This window comes from Sphingobacterium sp. lm-10 (assembly GCF_023554555.1).
In the GTDB taxonomy this organism is placed as follows: domain Bacteria; phylum Bacteroidota; class Bacteroidia; order Sphingobacteriales; family Sphingobacteriaceae; genus Sphingobacterium.
Map to the genome: position 1 here is coordinate 2,048,971 of NZ_JAMJWC010000001.1, position 17,115 is coordinate 2,066,085.

The 17,115-nt window shown below is 42.4% G+C and carries 14 protein-coding genes; 7 read left to right on the forward strand and 7 right to left on the reverse strand.

Annotated features, from left to right (window positions below):
* Positions 1-5: 5 nt before the first annotated feature.
* Both M8998_RS08345 and M8998_RS08350 read right to left on the reverse strand, forming a co-directional pair.
* The gene (locus tag M8998_RS08345; RefSeq protein ID WP_249992112.1) at positions 6-1,265 is read right to left on the reverse strand and encodes a competence/damage-inducible protein A; all 1,260 of its coding nucleotides are present in this window, start codon (positions 1,263-1,265) and stop codon (positions 6-8) included.
* Positions 1,266-1,282: 17 nt separating this feature from the next.
* Positions 1,283-3,919: a putative LPS assembly protein LptD gene (locus M8998_RS08350; RefSeq protein WP_249992113.1), complete on the reverse strand. Its 2,637-nt coding sequence runs from the start codon at positions 3,917-3,919 to the stop codon at positions 1,283-1,285.
* A 184-nt stretch (positions 3,920-4,103) separates the two neighbouring features.
* Between M8998_RS08350 and M8998_RS08355 the strand changes: the two genes are divergently transcribed.
* The 3 genes from M8998_RS08355 to M8998_RS08365 all read left to right on the forward strand — a co-directional run bounded on the left by M8998_RS08355 (position 4,104) and on the right by M8998_RS08365 (position 6,898).
* Positions 4,104-4,985 (forward strand): N-acetylmuramoyl-L-alanine amidase family protein, encoded by an 882-nt coding sequence (locus tag M8998_RS08355; protein WP_249992114.1) that lies wholly within the window; start codon positions 4,104-4,106, stop codon positions 4,983-4,985.
* Between the two features lie 67 nt (positions 4,986-5,052).
* On the forward strand, positions 5,053-5,880 hold the full coding sequence (locus tag M8998_RS08360; RefSeq protein WP_249992115.1) for an N-acetylmuramoyl-L-alanine amidase family protein: 828 nt from the start codon (positions 5,053-5,055) through the stop codon (positions 5,878-5,880).
* 70 nt (positions 5,881-5,950) lie between these two features.
* Positions 5,951-6,898: an MlaD family protein gene (locus M8998_RS08365; protein WP_249992116.1), complete on the forward strand. Its 948-nt coding sequence runs from the start codon at positions 5,951-5,953 to the stop codon at positions 6,896-6,898.
* A gap of 77 nt (positions 6,899-6,975) precedes the next feature.
* Here M8998_RS08365 and M8998_RS08370 read toward each other — a convergent pair whose 3' ends face one another.
* Both M8998_RS08370 and recN read right to left on the reverse strand, forming a co-directional pair.
* Positions 6,976-9,087, reverse strand: a complete 2,112-nt coding sequence (locus M8998_RS08370) for a S9 family peptidase (RefSeq protein ID WP_249992117.1) — start codon at positions 9,085-9,087, stop codon at positions 6,976-6,978.
* A gap of 33 nt (positions 9,088-9,120) precedes the next feature.
* The gene (recN, locus tag M8998_RS08375; RefSeq protein ID WP_249992118.1) at positions 9,121-10,776 is read right to left on the reverse strand and encodes a DNA repair protein RecN; all 1,656 of its coding nucleotides are present in this window, start codon (positions 10,774-10,776) and stop codon (positions 9,121-9,123) included.
* Between the two features lie 99 nt (positions 10,777-10,875).
* On the opposite strand from recN, the gene M8998_RS08380 reads away from it, so the two are divergent.
* The 4 genes from M8998_RS08380 to M8998_RS16360 all read left to right on the forward strand — a co-directional run bounded on the left by M8998_RS08380 (position 10,876) and on the right by M8998_RS16360 (position 14,108).
* Positions 10,876-11,502, forward strand: a complete 627-nt coding sequence (locus M8998_RS08380) for a SprT-like domain-containing protein (RefSeq protein WP_249992119.1) — start codon at positions 10,876-10,878, stop codon at positions 11,500-11,502.
* Positions 11,503-11,536: 34 nt separating this feature from the next.
* Positions 11,537-13,192: a M28 family metallopeptidase gene (locus M8998_RS08385; protein ID WP_249992120.1), complete on the forward strand. Its 1,656-nt coding sequence runs from the start codon at positions 11,537-11,539 to the stop codon at positions 13,190-13,192.
* 53 nt (positions 13,193-13,245) lie between these two features.
* Positions 13,246-13,659: a hypothetical protein gene (locus M8998_RS08390; RefSeq protein WP_249992121.1), complete on the forward strand. Its 414-nt coding sequence runs from the start codon at positions 13,246-13,248 to the stop codon at positions 13,657-13,659.
* A gap of 101 nt (positions 13,660-13,760) precedes the next feature.
* A complete protein-coding gene (locus tag M8998_RS16360; protein ID WP_502957358.1) occupies positions 13,761-14,108 on the forward strand; it encodes an SdpI family protein in 348 nt (115 codons plus the stop codon).
* Between the two features lie 83 nt (positions 14,109-14,191).
* On the opposite strand, the gene M8998_RS08395 is transcribed toward M8998_RS16360, so the two are convergent.
* From M8998_RS08395 to trpC, 3 genes are all read right to left on the reverse strand, one after another.
* Positions 14,192-14,488 carry an FtsB family cell division protein gene (locus tag M8998_RS08395; protein ID WP_249992122.1) on the reverse strand — a complete coding sequence of 99 codons (297 nt, stop codon included), beginning with the start codon at positions 14,486-14,488 and terminating at the stop codon, positions 14,192-14,194.
* A gap of 350 nt (positions 14,489-14,838) precedes the next feature.
* Entirely contained in the window at positions 14,839-16,137 is a 1,299-nt protein-coding gene (gene eno / locus M8998_RS08400; protein ID WP_249992123.1) for a phosphopyruvate hydratase, read from the reverse strand.
* 171 nt (positions 16,138-16,308) lie between these two features.
* Complete coding sequence (trpC, locus tag M8998_RS08405) at positions 16,309-17,091, reverse strand: indole-3-glycerol phosphate synthase TrpC (RefSeq protein WP_249992124.1); 783 nt, start codon at positions 17,089-17,091, stop codon at positions 16,309-16,311.
* Between the last annotated feature and the right edge of the window lie 24 nt (positions 17,092-17,115).

The following is a 17,115-nucleotide window of genomic DNA, read 5'->3' on the forward strand; positions in this document are numbered from 1 at the left end:
AAATATTATTCTATGCTGAGCGCAGCGCGCAGCTGGTGCCACAATAATAGAAAGCTGTGTGTAGTTGCCCGCTCAATATTGATGTTACGATCATTATGGAAATGAAACTGCTGCGTATATACTTTGGTTTTAGTAGCCAATGCAATCCATATGGTACCTACCGGCGTATCCTCACTGCCGCCATCCGGGCCGGCAAAGCCGCTCGTTGCCAGTGCAAAATCTACATCAAATATCTTTATCGCCCCGGTAGCCATAGCACTAACGACCTGCTCACTTACTGCGCCGAATTCTTCTAAATCCTGCTCGCTGACACCTAGTAGTTTATTTTTTATTTCGTTGGTATAAGACACTACTGATCCCTTGAATACATCGCCCGCTCCTGGTATGGCAGTAATACGACTAGCAATCATACCGCCCGTGCAGCTTTCTGCTGTGGCTAAGGTATATCCGTTGGAGTTCATAAGCGGAAGTATGGCTCCTTCTAAATCCATATCGCCAAAAGATACAAAATGATCGTTGACACGTTCTTTAATTCTGGTCGCGAATACTTCCATTTCGGCACGTAATGCATTGGCATCCATACTCGTGCCAGTAAGGCGAAGCCGCACAATCCCCAACTTAGGCAGGTAGGCCAATCGAATGTGTTTGGGTAAGTCGGATTCAATATCCTTGATTGATTCTGCTACGTAAGACTCTCCTAAACCGGCAGTCAGAATATACATATTGACGATATGACCTTGGTTTGCAATGCGCGCTAGCCTGGGCAATACTTGTACGGACATGATGTGTTTCATTTCAAACGGTACGCCCGGCATGAAGGCAAATGATTTCCCTTCATAATCGTACCATAAACCGGGCGCAGTACCCAGCTCATTGAATAATACGTCACCACCTTCGAATACATCTGCTTGCATCTCATTGATGGCGAGCATTTCTCGTTTGCGCTGTTCGAATATTGCCTTAACATGTGCTAAGACTTGTTCATCGCGTACCAGTTGGGTACCAAAATACTCCGCCGCAGTATGTTTGGTAATATCATCTTTGGTAGGACCTAAACCCCCTGTTACTAAAATAACATCAGCTCGTTGCTTTGCTTGGTCGAATGCTTCCACTATGGCTTCTTCGCGATCGGCGATCGTGGTAATCTGCACAACACCCAAATTTAAAAGTAATAATTGTTGTGCTATCCACGCAGAATTCGAATCAATGATCTGGCCTTGGAGAATCTCGTCACCTATCGTAATGATTTCTATCTTAGTTGCCATAGGAAGGGGATTAAATGCTAAAAAATGTAATGACTTTGTCGTTTCATCAACTTCAGATCTTGCAGTATGGCGGCCTTTGCCCGTATGGTTACATTATAACTCTGAAACTGGCCTATAGGAACCCAGGAGAACGACATCTCCCAACAGTGTAGATCACGGTATACGCTAAACTGGGGTATAACGACCTGCATCTGCCCAAAATCGTATCCACCGTTGAATTGTACCTTCCACTTAGGGGTAACGTTGAAATCACCGTGCAATTGTACAGTACTTGTAATATTGCTACCCATCCGTAACTCTTGGGTATTAAAGACGCTATTATAGTTAAAACTAAATGAGCCAGATAAATTCCAAGGAATATTAAAATCTACAAAAGCATTGGGATCCCGACTCACCCGCGCCAAAGCATCAGCTTGCTGTTGGGTCATGCCAGGCATATTATTACGCAGTGAATCAATATTGTCATTTCGACTTTGAGAGGCATCTGGGTTGAAGCTGTAATCGAAAGATAAACCGAAATTAGTAAGACGTGCTAAACTTCCCTCACGTAACGCAAACCTATTTATGCGTGCCCCTGTCACCCTGTCGTACGTATAGGGATCAAAAGACCCATTGAAATTGAGATTAATCTTTTCGTTGAATAATGTGGTACGACCCGAAAAACTAATTTGAGAGAGCTTCAAGGAATCGGCAGCGACGTTATAGTTACCACTAAAAGTAAGTCCTTGAAGGATTGGAATCTTCTTAATACCGGATCCTGTGGTGTCCTTATCTGACCGGATTTTTGCTTCGATATTATTATCTACCGAAAAGCCTATCCCCATCGAACGTCCGGGGGCTGGACCACCGAAGATAGCACCTTCAAAAATAGAGTACTGTGTAAGCTGTCCCTGAGGATTAATATAGTCCCGATAGTAGCCGTAGCTCGGATCACTAAAATCAGGCCGGTAATTTAGGTTGATCGATGGTGTTACTACATGACGTATCGCTTCTATCTTACCAATCTTTGGGTACTGACCATAAACTTTCGTAGAAAGACCAGTAGACATAGAGTAATCGTAAGCACGACGAAAGCCCTGCACTGTATCCCTTACATCCCGATATCCAATTGGATCATTCTCTCGGAAGTTTCGAATACTTTGCAAATACCATCGTTCTGTGTAATTAACAGCGGTGTTAAACTGGAAATGCTTCATCACCTGCAGGGAGAGTGCTATCGGAATAGTGTGCTGAATACCATTGGTAAAATTGCTTAATGTTTCTTTCCGAAACAATAAAGAATCTACTGTAGTAAGTTTGTTTGTACCCTGTACGCTATACCCTACCGTGATACGCTCATACCATTTTTGCTGACCGACACCATCGCCAAATTTGAAAGGATTAAACGTAGAAACGTTTAGGCTAAAAGTAGGCAACTCTAAATCGATCTCTCCAGTCGCTATATTTTGACGGTGACCTAAGGTCGAAGTAAAATTGACTTTCCCATCGGCAAAGACGCGGCCATAACTCACGTTGGAAGACATATTATTCTGCGTCAATTGACGAAAATCATTTGTACCATTTGCTGCGGTATTCCGGAAGTACGAACTCGTACCAAAATTTACCGATGCAGAAAATGAAGTTCCGGGATTCGCCTCTTGGCGTTGTGTATGATTCCAGGTTACGTTGAAATCCTGTGCCCGATTGTAGCTATCTGTACCTTCTATACCTGTTGGCGTAGAACCGTACCGTAGGTTGAACCCACCGTTAAATTTATAATTTACGACATATTGCGTGCGCATGGACGCTTCAAAAGCACCTCTGGAATAAATATTTGTTCGAAACTCGGTATCCCAATAGTCATTAAATGTTAAATACCAACCCAAGTCGCGCATGGCGAATCCTCGCGTAGCGTCTTCGCCAAAAGATGGGAAAAGCATACCCGAAGCGGGTTTGTCTTGCTTGGGAAAGAAACCAAAGGGAATGGCCACAAATTTCAAGGGTATATTTTGTACTACAAGGTAAGATGGGCCGGCAATAATCTGGTTTTTTACGACCAGGCCTTTAGATATCTTGATCCCAAAATGTGTATGTGGTTCGGGCAGATCACAGGTACTGTACAAACCATCGAACAAAGACATCTCTTCATAAATATTACGACGTACTACTTTGGCCTGTATAAATGCACCATCTACCTCCGTCATAACGCCGTAAGTTTTTGGAATTTGGGTCTTGTAATTATAAATCAGGGAATCCACTGCGATGGGACCCTCACCTGGCATAATAACAACGGGTCTTCCGGCATATTTACCATTGTGATCGGTAATTCCAGAAGCAAATAAAACATTTGTATTTCTGTCCAGCCGAATATAATCTGCAGCTAACTCAAAATCCTGGTATTTCACCTTAGCCCCACCATAGAGGTGTAAGATATTTAGACTTACCTCATTCACAGAAGAATCGTTCGCAACAATGGTCACCACCGTTTCCAAATCGCTCTCCGAACTTTTCATCACCACGGTGTCCTGCCCTGTCACCTCTTTATAATCGTTCTGTATTGTATCTGTTTGAAGGGTATCTACTAAGGAAGAATCTCGTAGTGGAATGGTGTCTTGCGCGGGCCTTAAATTCTGCGCACCTGCCAAAAGGACATTCACAAACAAAAGGATAAGCATACCGAAAAGAGGAGTAGACGCTCTCAAAATAGATTATGAATGTTATTTTTGTATAAAAGTTGATATGTTCGTGGGCAAAAATAGTCAAAAAACCGATACTATGGATGTTTTTAACATTCTTAACGACTCCCATTTTATTGCGGTTTTTAAGGTTAAACGGGCATATTGCTAAACTATAAGACAGATGAGTTTGCTAAAAAATGTTAAATCTTCGACCGGATTAATTTTCCTATCCTGCATCTTATGTGCAGGACTCTTTTACGCAAATGCGAATCCTTCCGAAAATGACGATAATTATGCTGCGGATAATGAAGTGAATAAGCCTTTTTCACTAATTGTTATTGACCCAGGACATGGTGGGGACAAACCGGGAGCACGAGGACGTATTTCTGCAGAAAAAGATGTGGTGCTACAGGTGTCCAAAAAGCTAAAAGAATCCATCGAAAAGGAAATGCCTGGTGTAAAAGTATTACTTACTCGCGAGTCTGATGTAGATGTGCCATTTTATGAACGAACGGCATTAGCAAATAATAATCATGCTGATCTTTTTCTATCCGTACATTGTAATTCTGCGGACTCTGAGCGCCGCGTTAAAGGACGCAACGGACGATATACTACACAAGTTACCCGACGACCTAACGTGAGAGGCACGGAGACATTTGTGTGCGGCTACAATCGCTTAGGGCAACAGGATGTTGCTATTCGCGAGAATGCCGATATTTTACTCGAAGACAATTACAAAGAGAATTATAATGGATTCGATCCCAACGATCCTTCTAGCTATATTGTATTTTCACTAATGAAGCGAAAATATCGCGATCAGAGTATTAAGGTGGCCACGATGATGCAAGAGGAATACGTACAATCCGGCCGCGGTAATCGTGGCGTTCAGGAGCTTTCATTAGCAGTGCTCGCTACAGCAGGCATGCCTGCTGTGCTTACAGAAATTGGCTTTATTAGCAGTCCTGATGAAGAGAATTTTATGCTTTCTCCAGCCGGACAAACAGAAATAGTAAGTAACTTAACTACTGCAATTAAGCGGTTTAAGACAAGTGTGGAACGCTAATTGATGTAGGTGACACGCGAATTCGCAGTATTTAGATAACAATTATTTAATAAGTTATAGTATTTTGATGATCCGACGGAACTTGACCACCACGCCTCAAAAAATTCAAAAGTCATTATTTTTAATATTATTAGCTGGTCTATCCGCCATTCTTTTGGGAAGTTTTCGAAAACCAATAACAGATAAGCCACCTCAAAAAATCAAAGCCATTGTATTGGATGCAGGTCATGGCGGTCAAGATCCCGGAGCTGTCGGAGCACAATCTCGGGAGAAAGACATCGCCTTGCAAATAACGCTTAAACTAGGTAAAAAGATTGAACGCGAAATGGATGGCGTAAAGGTAATTTACACAAGGGATAACGATAGTTATCCAAAATTATACGAACGCCCTGCTTTGGCTAATAAACATCATGCCGATTTGTTTATATCCATTCATTTGAATTCTATTGGTCGCCAATCAAGTAGATCAGCGAAAGGTACTGAAACATTTGTCTTAGGTTTCAACAGCATCGACAATCAAGATGTCGCTATGCGCGAAAATGCGTCTATTTTATTAGAAGACAATTACGAAGAGAATTATGACGGATTTGATCCAAATGACCCTTCCACATACATCGTTTTTAAGTATCTAAAAAAAATGTATAGAGACCAAAGCATCAAATTGGCAAGTTATGTCCAAGCAGAATACGCCCGCTCGGGTAGAGTGAATCGTGGCGTCAAAGAACTTCCTCTGGCAGTGCTGAAAACAGCAGGAATGCCAGCGATACTCACGGAAGTTGGCTTTATCAGTAATACAGAAGAAGAAAGATATATGATGTCTGCACAAGGACAGCAAGAAATAGTAGACAACCTATTCAATGCGATAAATACGTACAGAAAAAATATGGAACGCTAAACTTTTCTTATATTAGAATGTTAACATACAAAAGCATCAATCTTACGTTATCATTTAAAGTCTACATATTTTGAAAATTTCTAACGAAACTAAAGTCGGAGCACTTACTGCCATCGCGATTGCATTGCTATTTATTGGCTATAGTTTTTTAAAGGGCAATGATGTATTTACTTCTGAAAACACCTATTATACGGAGTATAATAATGTAGATGGATTATCAGCATCAAAACCTGTGATGGTGAATGGCTATCAGATCGGGCGTGTATCCAGCCTGAAGATGCAGGACAATGGCAAAATCCGTGCAGAGTTTAAAATAAAAAATGACTACGCTATACCCTCTAATACTGTAGCTCGTATTGTAAGTGCCGATCTTCTCGGAAGCAAGGCGATCGTATTTGAGTTAGGTAACAGCACTACGATGGCTAGAGACGGAGACCCGTTGCTTTCGGATATTCAGGCTAATTTGATGGAGAAAGTAGAGCCTTTACAACATAAAGTAGAGAATCTTGTCGTAAAGCTAGACTCTGTTTTATCTGCTGTGAATACCACATTGGATGATGAATTTCAGCGCGACTTCAAACAGAGTCTTAGAAGTATATCCGTGTCTTTGGGTAATGTGGAGAAAATCACCAATGATGTAGAAGGACTAGTAGGTTCCGAACGTGTGCGACTGACAAAAATCATGATGAATTTAGAATCCATCACGAGCAATTTCAAAAATTACGACGGACAAATCAATTCTATCCTAACTAATTTGGATACCATGTCAAATAACTTGGCTCAGGTACAGATTAAGGAAACGGTAGATAATGCTAATAAAGCCATGCAGGAAGTACATGTGATCACACAGAAGATTCAAAATGGTGATGGCTCGTTGAGCTTGCTTATCAATGATGACAAGTTGTACAACAACCTGAATAATGCTTCACTTAATCTGGATAATTTGGTAAAAGATTTGAAGGAAAACCCGGGACGCTATCTTCGCTTAAGTCTGTTTGGAAAGAAAGACACGAAGTAGAAATCCGTTTGAATATCCTATAAAAAGAATAAGCCAGCGCAATGCGCTGGCTTATTCTTTTTACACCGTTGAATACTTTACAAGGTTTCTTCTAACCATCGGAAGAATTCCCGTTGCCATACTTGTGCGTTGTGACCGGAAACTACCCAGTGATTTTCTCCTGGCAAATACACCAAACGGCTTTTGATACCTTTTAGTTGTGCTGCCTGAAATGCTTCCAGACCTTGCCCCACAGGCACCCTGAAATCTTTACCTCCCTGAATCACCATAATCGGAGCATCCCACTTGTCGATGTGTTTGATGGGATTAAACTCGGTGTAGGTCTGCTCATTTGCTGGATCCCAGTATGGGCCACCTAAATCTTTATTAGCAAAGAATAACTCTTCGGTGGTACCATACCAAGACGTCATGTTGAATAAACCGCAATGCGAAATAAATGACTTGAATCGCCCTTCGTGTACACCCGCCAGCATGAATACAGAATATCCACCATAGCTCGCACCTACGGCACCCAAACGGGCAGTATCTACATAAGATTCTTTGGATAAATCATCAATGGCAGATAGATAATCGCGAATAGGCTGACCACCCCAATCACCAGAGATATCCTCATTCCATTTTGTACCCCAGCCCGGCATTCCACGGCGATTTGGTGCAATTACGATATAACCTTGAGAAGCGATCAATTGCAAATTCCAACGCAGAGAATAGGACTGTGTAACAGCTGATTGCGGCCCACCTTGGCAATACAGTAAGGTCGGATATTTCTTGGTAGGATCAAAATTAGGCGGATAAACTACCCAGGAGAAGAGATCTTCCCCATCAGTCGCTTTGGTAAAACGACCCTTTACAGGTGTTTCAGCAATCTGCGCGTAGGCGGCGTCATTCACTTTAGTGATTGGGCTAAGCTGACGAGTTTTAAAGTCATAACGATAAATCTCGGTAGCGCGGGTAAGGCGCGTGGATGTGACTACTAAACCTCCATCATATTCGCCAACAATGCCTGTTACGTCGAACTCTCCTTCACTGATCTGCGTAATCTTTGCAGTTGCTTTTGTTGCCAAGCTAGTAGGTACGGTCACCTCAAATAGTTGTACTGTGCCTTTGACCGGAGCGGTAAAATAAATCTTCTTACCATCCTTACTCCAGACGAAGGAGTTGACTGTCTCGTCCCAATGAGCGGTAAGGTTCAATTGGTTCCTAGCGTCTTGATCCTGTAAAATAATATCATTTTTATCCGCTTCGTATCCGTCGGTTTTCATGCTTAGCCAAGCCAATCTGTTCCCAGCTGGGCTAAATGTCGGGCTGGTATCGTAACCATTCAGTCCTTCCGTCAAATTGCTAGTCTGTGCAGTGGCCAGTTCATACCGATAGATATCGGTATTCGTACTTAGCGCATACTCTTTGCCTGATTTTTTCTTAGTGACATACAAAACGGCTTTGCTGTCTGGAGACCAGGCAAAATCTTCCGCTCCGCCGAATGGCGCCTGCGGACTGTAATACGGTTTACCTTCCAACAGGTCTATCGGTTCTCCGAGCTTACCGTCTGAATAGCTGGCTACAAACGGATGCGTGTATCGGCCATCGTTGAACGTATCCCAATGCCGATAATCCAGATCATCATATACATACACATCGCTTTTAGGCAAGTCTTTGTGTTTATCTGGACTGTGAAAAGCATTTACCAGAACCGATTTGCTGTATAGAATATGTTTTTTATCGGGAGAAAGCCGCACATCGGATAGCTTGCCGTCGGTTTCTGTGATTTTGACCTTTTGGCGACCGTCGGCAAGCATTTTCCATAGATCGCCCTTAAACAGGTAGATGATCTCCCCTTTCTGGGTGATGTCCAATACGGTTTCTGAGCCATGCTCAGTAGTAAGTTGCGTAGGACTGCCGCCCAGCACAGGCACGGCAAAAAGATTGCGCTCTGCACTATTTGTTTCAAAATTGTACTGTGCTACACCGTAGATCACCTGTTTGCCATCTGGTGTAAGTTGTTCACCAGATACACGACCTAGCTTCCACAGATTTTCTGCCGTTAATGCCTGGCGATCGGAGGAAATATTGACCAACTCGGTGTTCTTCGTACGTTTGATTCTTTGTGGCACATCTTTTAGATTTTGTGCATGCCCTATGGTGATGCTCATCACCAAAAAAGCACCCAACATGTTTTTTGTATACGTCATTTATCGTTGTTTTTGTTGTGTTGAAGCGTTGAGTTATCCGGCAATTAATTCTTTGGCATGTTGCAGCGCAGCATCTCCAGGCTGAGCGCCACTCAGCATCTTGGCGATTTCTAAGATGCGCTCCTCGGTTGCTAAGGCCTCGATTCTCGAGTGCGTGCGCTCGTCACGATCTTCCTTGTAGACTTTGAAATGTCTTTTGCCTTTGGAAGCAATCTGTGGAAGATGTGTAATCGCAATCACTTGCATATGTGAAGCTAAAGCATGCATCACGTCGCCGACCTGCAAAGCTACTTCTCCAGAGATACCAGTATCAATCTCATCAAAGATAATCGTTGGTAGAGCGGAAGATCGTGCTACTAACGACTTTACCGCCAGCATAACTCTCGAAAGCTCACCGCCAGAAGCGACCTTGTGAATAGGTTGAGGCGTTTGTCCTTTATTAGCAGAAAATAAAAAGGCTATTTTGTCCATTCCTTGCGCATGGAACTGTTCGCCAGATGTCAAATCAATCTGTAATACAGCATTCGGCATTCCTACCTTCCGCAGGGTTTGTTCTATTTCTTGTTTGATCTGATCCAGCACCGCTTTCCGTTTGTCGGATAATACGAAGCCTGCTTCGCGCGTGCTTTGTTCGGATTGCGCCACTTCCGCGGTCAAGTGAGTGACTTCCTCTTCCTGATCGTTTAGCGATTTTATCTTTTCTTGTAGCGTAACTCCCAGTGCAATTAATTCCGTAACATCAGCAACGCGGTATTTTTGTACCAAGCCGTAGAGCGTAGATAAGCGTTCCGTCACGAATTGCAGCCGTTCTTCGTCTACCGTGATGGTCTGCTCCTGCTGCACCAATTCTGCAACAACATCTTTCATCTCGATCAGACTGCTATTTAATCGGGCGAGCAACTCTTCGCCATCGGGCAAAAATGTCGTAACCCGTTGCATTTCATGTTGCGCATCTCTCAGGCCCTGCAATACACTTTGCTCGGATTCTTCCAGCAAATGAATTGATGCGAGCAATCCTCTCTTAATGTCTTCAGCATGCTCTAATTGTAATTGCTCTGCCTCCAACTCCTGTACTTCGCCCTCGGCCAACTGTGCTGTATCCAGTTCATTTACCACAAATTGGTTATAATCCAGTTCGGCATTGGATTTTGCCATCTGCTCTTCCAACTGCCGCAATGCTGACACGGCAGTTTTATATGCCTTCAACTGCGCTTTATATTGACCCAATGGCACTGCATTGTCAGCAACACTATCCACCACCAGAAATTGAAAATCTTCGGTATTAATCTGTGTGGTCGCTTGCTGCGAGTGAATATCGATTAATCGCTCACTGAGCGATTTCAACACTTGAAGTGTCACGGGGGTATCGTTGACAAATGCGCGGGATTTTCCTTCCGCGCTAATTTCTCTCCGAATGATAGTTTCTCCTTCGTAATCAAGATCCTGCTCCTCAAATAGATCTTTTAGTGCATAGCTGCGAATGTCAAAATATCCTTCTATGATACATTTACTACCTTCGTTGAATACGTACTTCCCTTCTACCCTATTGCCCAAAATCAATCCCAATGCTCCCATAATGATGGACTTACCAGCACCAGTTTCTCCAGTAATGATGTTTAGTTTGTCATCAAACTCGATATCCAAAGAATCTATCAAGGCGTAATTTCTAATCAGGAGCTTTCGTAGCATGCGTTGTCCGTTATGATGATGTTACCAAAGATAAAAAGGATTTATTACATACGTTGATACCCCACTACGTATTGTATCGGAAATCCGTATTTTTGTATAATGCCTGATTTTAGCAAGTCACTATCTCGATATATGCCCGAAGCGGCGGCGCCGATTGTTTCACAATGGATTTTGGATACCGGATGTCGTTTTCGGGTCGCCAAATCCCGTAGCACAAAGCTAGGAGATTATCGTGCGCCGTTTCAAGGAAAAACGCATCAAATCTCCGTAAACCACGATTTGAATCCTTACGCTTTCTTGATCACCACAGTGCATGAATTTGCCCATTTAAAAACCTGGACGCAGCACAAAGATCGGGTAAAACCCCATGGCCGCGAGTGGAAAAACAACTTCAAAGACTTGATGGCTCCTTTCTTTAAACTGCAGGTACTGCCTCATGATGTCACCACTGCGCTGTTGCAGTACATGGACAATCCAGCGGCTTCGAGTTGCACGGATTTAAACTTGTATCGCACCTTAAAAAAATATGATCTTGCTAGTGGTGAATTGATCACGGTGGAGTCGGTTCCCGCAAACAGTGTATTCTCTTTGAAAAATGGGCGCATTTTTCAAAAAAAAGAAAAATTACGGAAGAGGTTTAAGTGCGTGGAACTGTCTACTGGTCGTTACTACCTCATTCATCCTATTGCAGAAGTAATTCCGGTTAAAAGTACAGAGAGTATATAAATCGGGTTTCCCAAAGAACCCTTATATTTGAATTATGTATAAATCACTATCTATTCTGGCATTATCACTGTTCGCATTGGTTTCGTGTAATCAAAAGACCGAAAAATACGATCCTTCTACATTAGATTCCACTGCTTTGTCTGCTATTTCCGAAGAAAGCTATCGTGCCTATGTCGCCGAACTATCATCTGATGAGTTTCTGGGTCGAAAACCATTCACGAAAGGAGATACTTTGGCGGTACAGTACATCGAGAAACAATTTAAAGCGTTGGGACTGGAACCTGGAAATGGCGACTCCTATTTTCAGGAGGTACCTATGGTACAAATTGATGCTAGACCAACCAATACCAAGTGGACATTTAGTGGGCCGAAAGGACAGGTTAATGCAACGTACTTGGATGATTTTGTGATTTCTACACCACAAATGGATGACCAAATTCAGGTATCAGATTCGGAATTGATCTTTGTAGGATTTGGTATCGTAGCGCCCGAATTTGACTGGAACGATTATGCTGGCGTGGATGTAAAAGGAAAAACGGTGGTGGCGATGGTTTCTGACCCCGGTCGATACGATAAAAACCTGTTTAAAGCCGATACGATGACCTACTATGGGCGTTGGAATTACAAATATGAGGAAGCCGCACGACAAGGGGCAACAGGAGTAATATTGATCCATGAAACTGCAGCTGCCAGCTATGGTTGGAACGTGGTACGCTCGGGTTGGTCTGGCCCGCAGCTCAGTCTGGTTCCAGCGGAGGGTGTGAAAAATGTGCAATTTCAGAGTTGGATAACAACCCCTGTTGCGAACCAACTGTTTGCCATTAGTGACATCAATGCGAGCATCATGGAGGAAGCTAAGAAGCCGGGCTTCAAAGCACATGCTATGGGCATAAAAACGAGTGTTGATTTACAAAACAAAATCCGAAAATCTACTTCGAACAATGTCGTAGCACAGTTGAAAGGTACGAAACGTCCGGATGAAGTAATTATTTACACAGCACACTGGGATCACTTGGGCGTAGGCGAAGCGGTGGATGGCGATTCTATTTTTAACGGTGCTATCGATAATGCGGCTGGTGTATCCGCACTGTTCGAGATCGCGAAAGCCTTCCAAGCTGCGAAAATAAAACCAGAACGAACCATCGTATTTATGGCAGTAACAGCCGAAGAAGAGGGCTTGTTAGGATCACAGTATTACACAGAACACCCCATTTTTCCGTTAAAAAAGACCGTTGGAAACTTAAACATGGATGCGTTTAATGCAGTCGGCGCAACAAAAGGTGTATCTATCGTAGGACGTGGCCAGACGGAATTAGAAGATTATGTGGAGCGGTCTGCTGCAAAATTTGACCGTGTTATCGTAGATGCTGGAAGTCCATCTTCGGGTGGATTTTACCGTTCAGATCATTTCAATTTCGTGAAAATGGGCGTACCAGGATTGTTTATGGGAAGCGGAGGTGATTATCTGGAAACAGATACCATAGCGCTGAATAAGCGCAAGGAAGCTTTGGCCGGAACCTACCATACCGTCGCGGATGAATACAACGAAAATTGGGATTTAGGGGGCATCTTGGCCGATATTCGCCTGTTCTTTGATATTGGATATACACTCAGTATGGATACGGTATTTCCAAATTTCAAGCCTAAGTCGGAATTCAAAGAATTAGGCGACAAACGACTATCAAAATAGTATATTTGTGCGGAGATAATGTATTGAAGTACTAATTTTTTATGATAACTGGAATGAAACATTTACACTCTACACTTGCTGTAGTATTGCTCATCGCTTTGGTAATTTCTATTGTGATTACACTGGTTAATTACTTAAAATATCGCCCATACAACCGAAAAATTGCGTTGATCGGTTTGATCAGCGGACACATGCAGATGCTTATAGGAATCATCTATTTCATCACGCTTCAATACTACAGCATGTTTTCAGGAGCAGTTATGAAAGATAGCTTGATGCGCTTCAAAGTCATTGAGCACCCACTTGTCATGATATTAGGTGTGGTCGCGATTACCATTGGATATTCTAAAGCGAAGCGAATGAATGAAGATTGGAAAGCAAATCAAACGGTATTCATTTTCTACATCATCGGTTTGATTCTTTTTCTGTCACGTATTCCTTGGAAAACTTGGTCGTTGTTTGCGTAAGACAACAAGTCTATAGAAAGTTTATGGAGCGCTCAAACATTGTTTGGGTGCTTTTTTTGTTATATTAAAGGATCTAAGCCAAGAACAGGAACTTGCTGAGCATGCCTAAAGAATTTATAGACATTATTCTGATCGACCTATTTATATTAGCAGTCCCTCTGGTGCTGTATTTTTTTCCGCCCAAGAATATCAATTCTTTTTATGGTTATAGAACAAATCGTTCAACAAACAACATCGACAATTGGCGGTTTGCACAACGGTATTTTTCAAAACAATGGATGCTTTTATCCCCCGTAATCATCGTCGTTCAAGTTTTATTGATATACTTTACTGATCATGACTTGAGCTCAAAATCTTCTATGATACTTCCCATCTCGATGGCTATGTTCTTTATAGGAAGCTTTATTTGCATACTCCGTACGGAGCAAAAATTAAAAAGAATGATGTAAGTAGCTACCGCTAAGCAGAATCGGGAAAAGCACTATATTGATAAATAAGATGGTTTTATAAAAATGACAATAGATGCGTAGGATTAATCTACTGTCGATTCCTCAACAATATACACATCTTCATTGGTTCTTTTCATTTTGAATTTTTCGCGGGCGATCTTTTGAATGATGTCTGGATTGGATTTGACATCTTTGATCGCGGTAGAAATTGTGGAAATCTCGCGCGTGTAATATTCTTTTTCGGCTTCCAGTTTCTTTCTTTCCTGTTGATAGTTGTACTGTGTGGTTAGGTCATAACGGTCAAAGAAAGCCATCCAGGCGATAAACACCGCAACGGCAATCAAATACTTGTTTCGAACCACATTGACGAAGCGTTCCATAGATACAAAGATATTATTATCGCGTTAAAATGAGGCCGTTCATGAAAAATAAATTCCGCACTTCGGTCATTGAAACCCGAGGGACGATTGGTGCGAAGCTGCGGCAACATAACATCATCGCATTATCAACCAAAATCAACTTTATCAACCCATAGAATCAAGATTAGTTTCCTTCGGAGCTGCCTTCGGCGGTCATCGTGTCTCCTCGTAATGACGAAGTTGTCGTCTTTGCGAAGCCGAGGCAAGAGGCTGCGGCAATCTTAATTTGTGTTCAGTAGATCAAAAAATAAAAAAGCTATCAAAGCAGTTAAGTGCTTTGATAGCCTTTTAGAAAATAATCCAGAATTGGATTATTTTTTTGTAGCGTATTTAAATTTGCTACCGATGTATTTTGCATTGCTACCCAATTCTTCTTCAATGCGAAGCAATTGGTTATATTTTGCAATCCTGTCTGATCTAGAGATAGAACCTGTTTTAATCTGACCACAGTTCAATGCTACCGCTAAATCAGCAATGGTATTGTCTTCAGTTTCACCAGAACGGTGAGACATGACCGATGTATAACCGTTGTGTTGCGCTAGAGAAACCGCATTGATTGTCTCTGTCAAAGAACCGATTTGGTTTACTTTTACCAAGATAGAATTCGCGGTGTGCGTATCGATACCTTCTTGAAGGCGTTTTGTGTTCGTTACGAACAAATCGTCACCTACTAACTGTACACGATCACCGATTTTCTCGGTCAATAATTTCCAGCCTGCCCAGTCATCTTCACCCATACCATCTTCAATAGAGATGATTGGATATTTCTCTGTCAATTCTGCTAAGTAGTTTACTTGCTCTTCAGTAGTGCGCACTGCTCCAGTTTCGCCTTCGAATTTTGCGTAATCGTATTTACCGTTTTCAAAGAATTCTGTAGATGCACAATCCAACGCTAAGAATACGTCTGAACCTGCTTTGTAACCTGCTTGTTCGATCGCCTTCAACACGGTTTCGATCGCATCTTCTGTACCGTCAAATGTAGGTGCAAAACCACCCTCATCACCTACTGCAGTAGATAAGTTTCGATCGTGTAAGATTTTTTTCAACGTATGGAAAATCTCTGCACCCCAACGTAATGCTTCTGAGAAAGAAGTTGCTCCTACTGGCATGATCATGAACTCTTGAAATGCGATAGGCGCATCAGAGTGAGAACCACCATTGATGATGTTCATCATCGGAATAGGTAACGTATTTGCATTTACACCACCAATGTAGCGGTACAATGGCTGACGGCTCTCCTGTGCAGCAGCTTTGGCCACCGCTAGAGATACCCCTAAAATAGCATTAGCACCCAAGTTGCCTTTGTTCTCGCTACCATCCAAATCAATCATGATTTTGTCAATGGCATTTTGTTCGAATACATCCACACCTTGCAAAGCCTCAGAGATTTTCGTATTTACGTTCTCTACCGCTTTTAATACCCCTTTTCCTAAATATTTTGCTTTATCGCCATCGCGCAATTCAACCGCTTCGTGGGCACCTGTAGATGCTCCAGAAGGAACAGCCGCACGACCCACAAAACCATTTTGCGTGGTTACATCAACTTCAATGGTTGGATTTCCGCGCGAATCTAGTATTTGGCGCGCATGTACATCGATTATTAAACTCATTTTTATCGTATATGGTTAACTAAAAATATGCTTTCACACATAGTGTATCAAAAACACTAAGATACAAAACTTTACCTAAGTTTTTCAAAGATAGGAATTATCCATAGCCCTCCAAGGATTAACAAAAAGATAACTTGGTAAAGATGAAGCGCATACGTTCTCAGGCGATCGCTACAGTTCTTCTACAAAAAGCCGGATCGAATTTGCCGGATCATCCGTACGCATAAAGTTTTCTCCAATCAGAAATCCGGAGTAACCCACCTTTTTCAGTTCCCGAATCGTAGCAGGATCAGATATACCGCTTTCCGAAACTTTGATGTATTGATCAGGAATCTCAGTGGCCAATTCATAGGAGTGATCCAGCGATACACTAAAATCTTTCAGGTTTCTGTTATTGACACCAATAGCATCAATACTATCAAACAAACTACGGCTCAGTTCTTCGGCATTATGCACTTCAAGCAATACACTCAACCCGAGCGATTGTGCATAGGCAGATAGCGATTGAATAGCTTCTACGTCTAAACACGCAGCAATCAATAAAATAATATCGGCACCGTATGCTTTCGCTTCTGTGATCTGATACGGATCGATGATAAATTCTTTGCGCAACAGCGGAATGCTTAGCACTTCTCGTGCAGCCGTGAGATCGGCCAAACTACCTTGAAAAAAGTCGACATCGGTCAATACAGAAACAGCAGAAGCACCTGCATCTTGGTAACCTTTTACCACTTCCCGTACGGTCGCCTGACCATTGATCAGCCCTTTGGAAGGCGAAGCACGTTTGTACTCTGCAATAATTCCTGTATGCACGCCGTCCAACATAAAGTCGCGCAGGCGATAACAGCTTCTACCAAACATTGGGTACGCTTCTAGTTCCGCAGCGGTTACTTTTGATTTAGCTTCCGCCACTTCTATCTTTTTTCGATCTATAATTGTGTCTAATATTGTCATGATTTGTGTTTTGATTAACAGTCT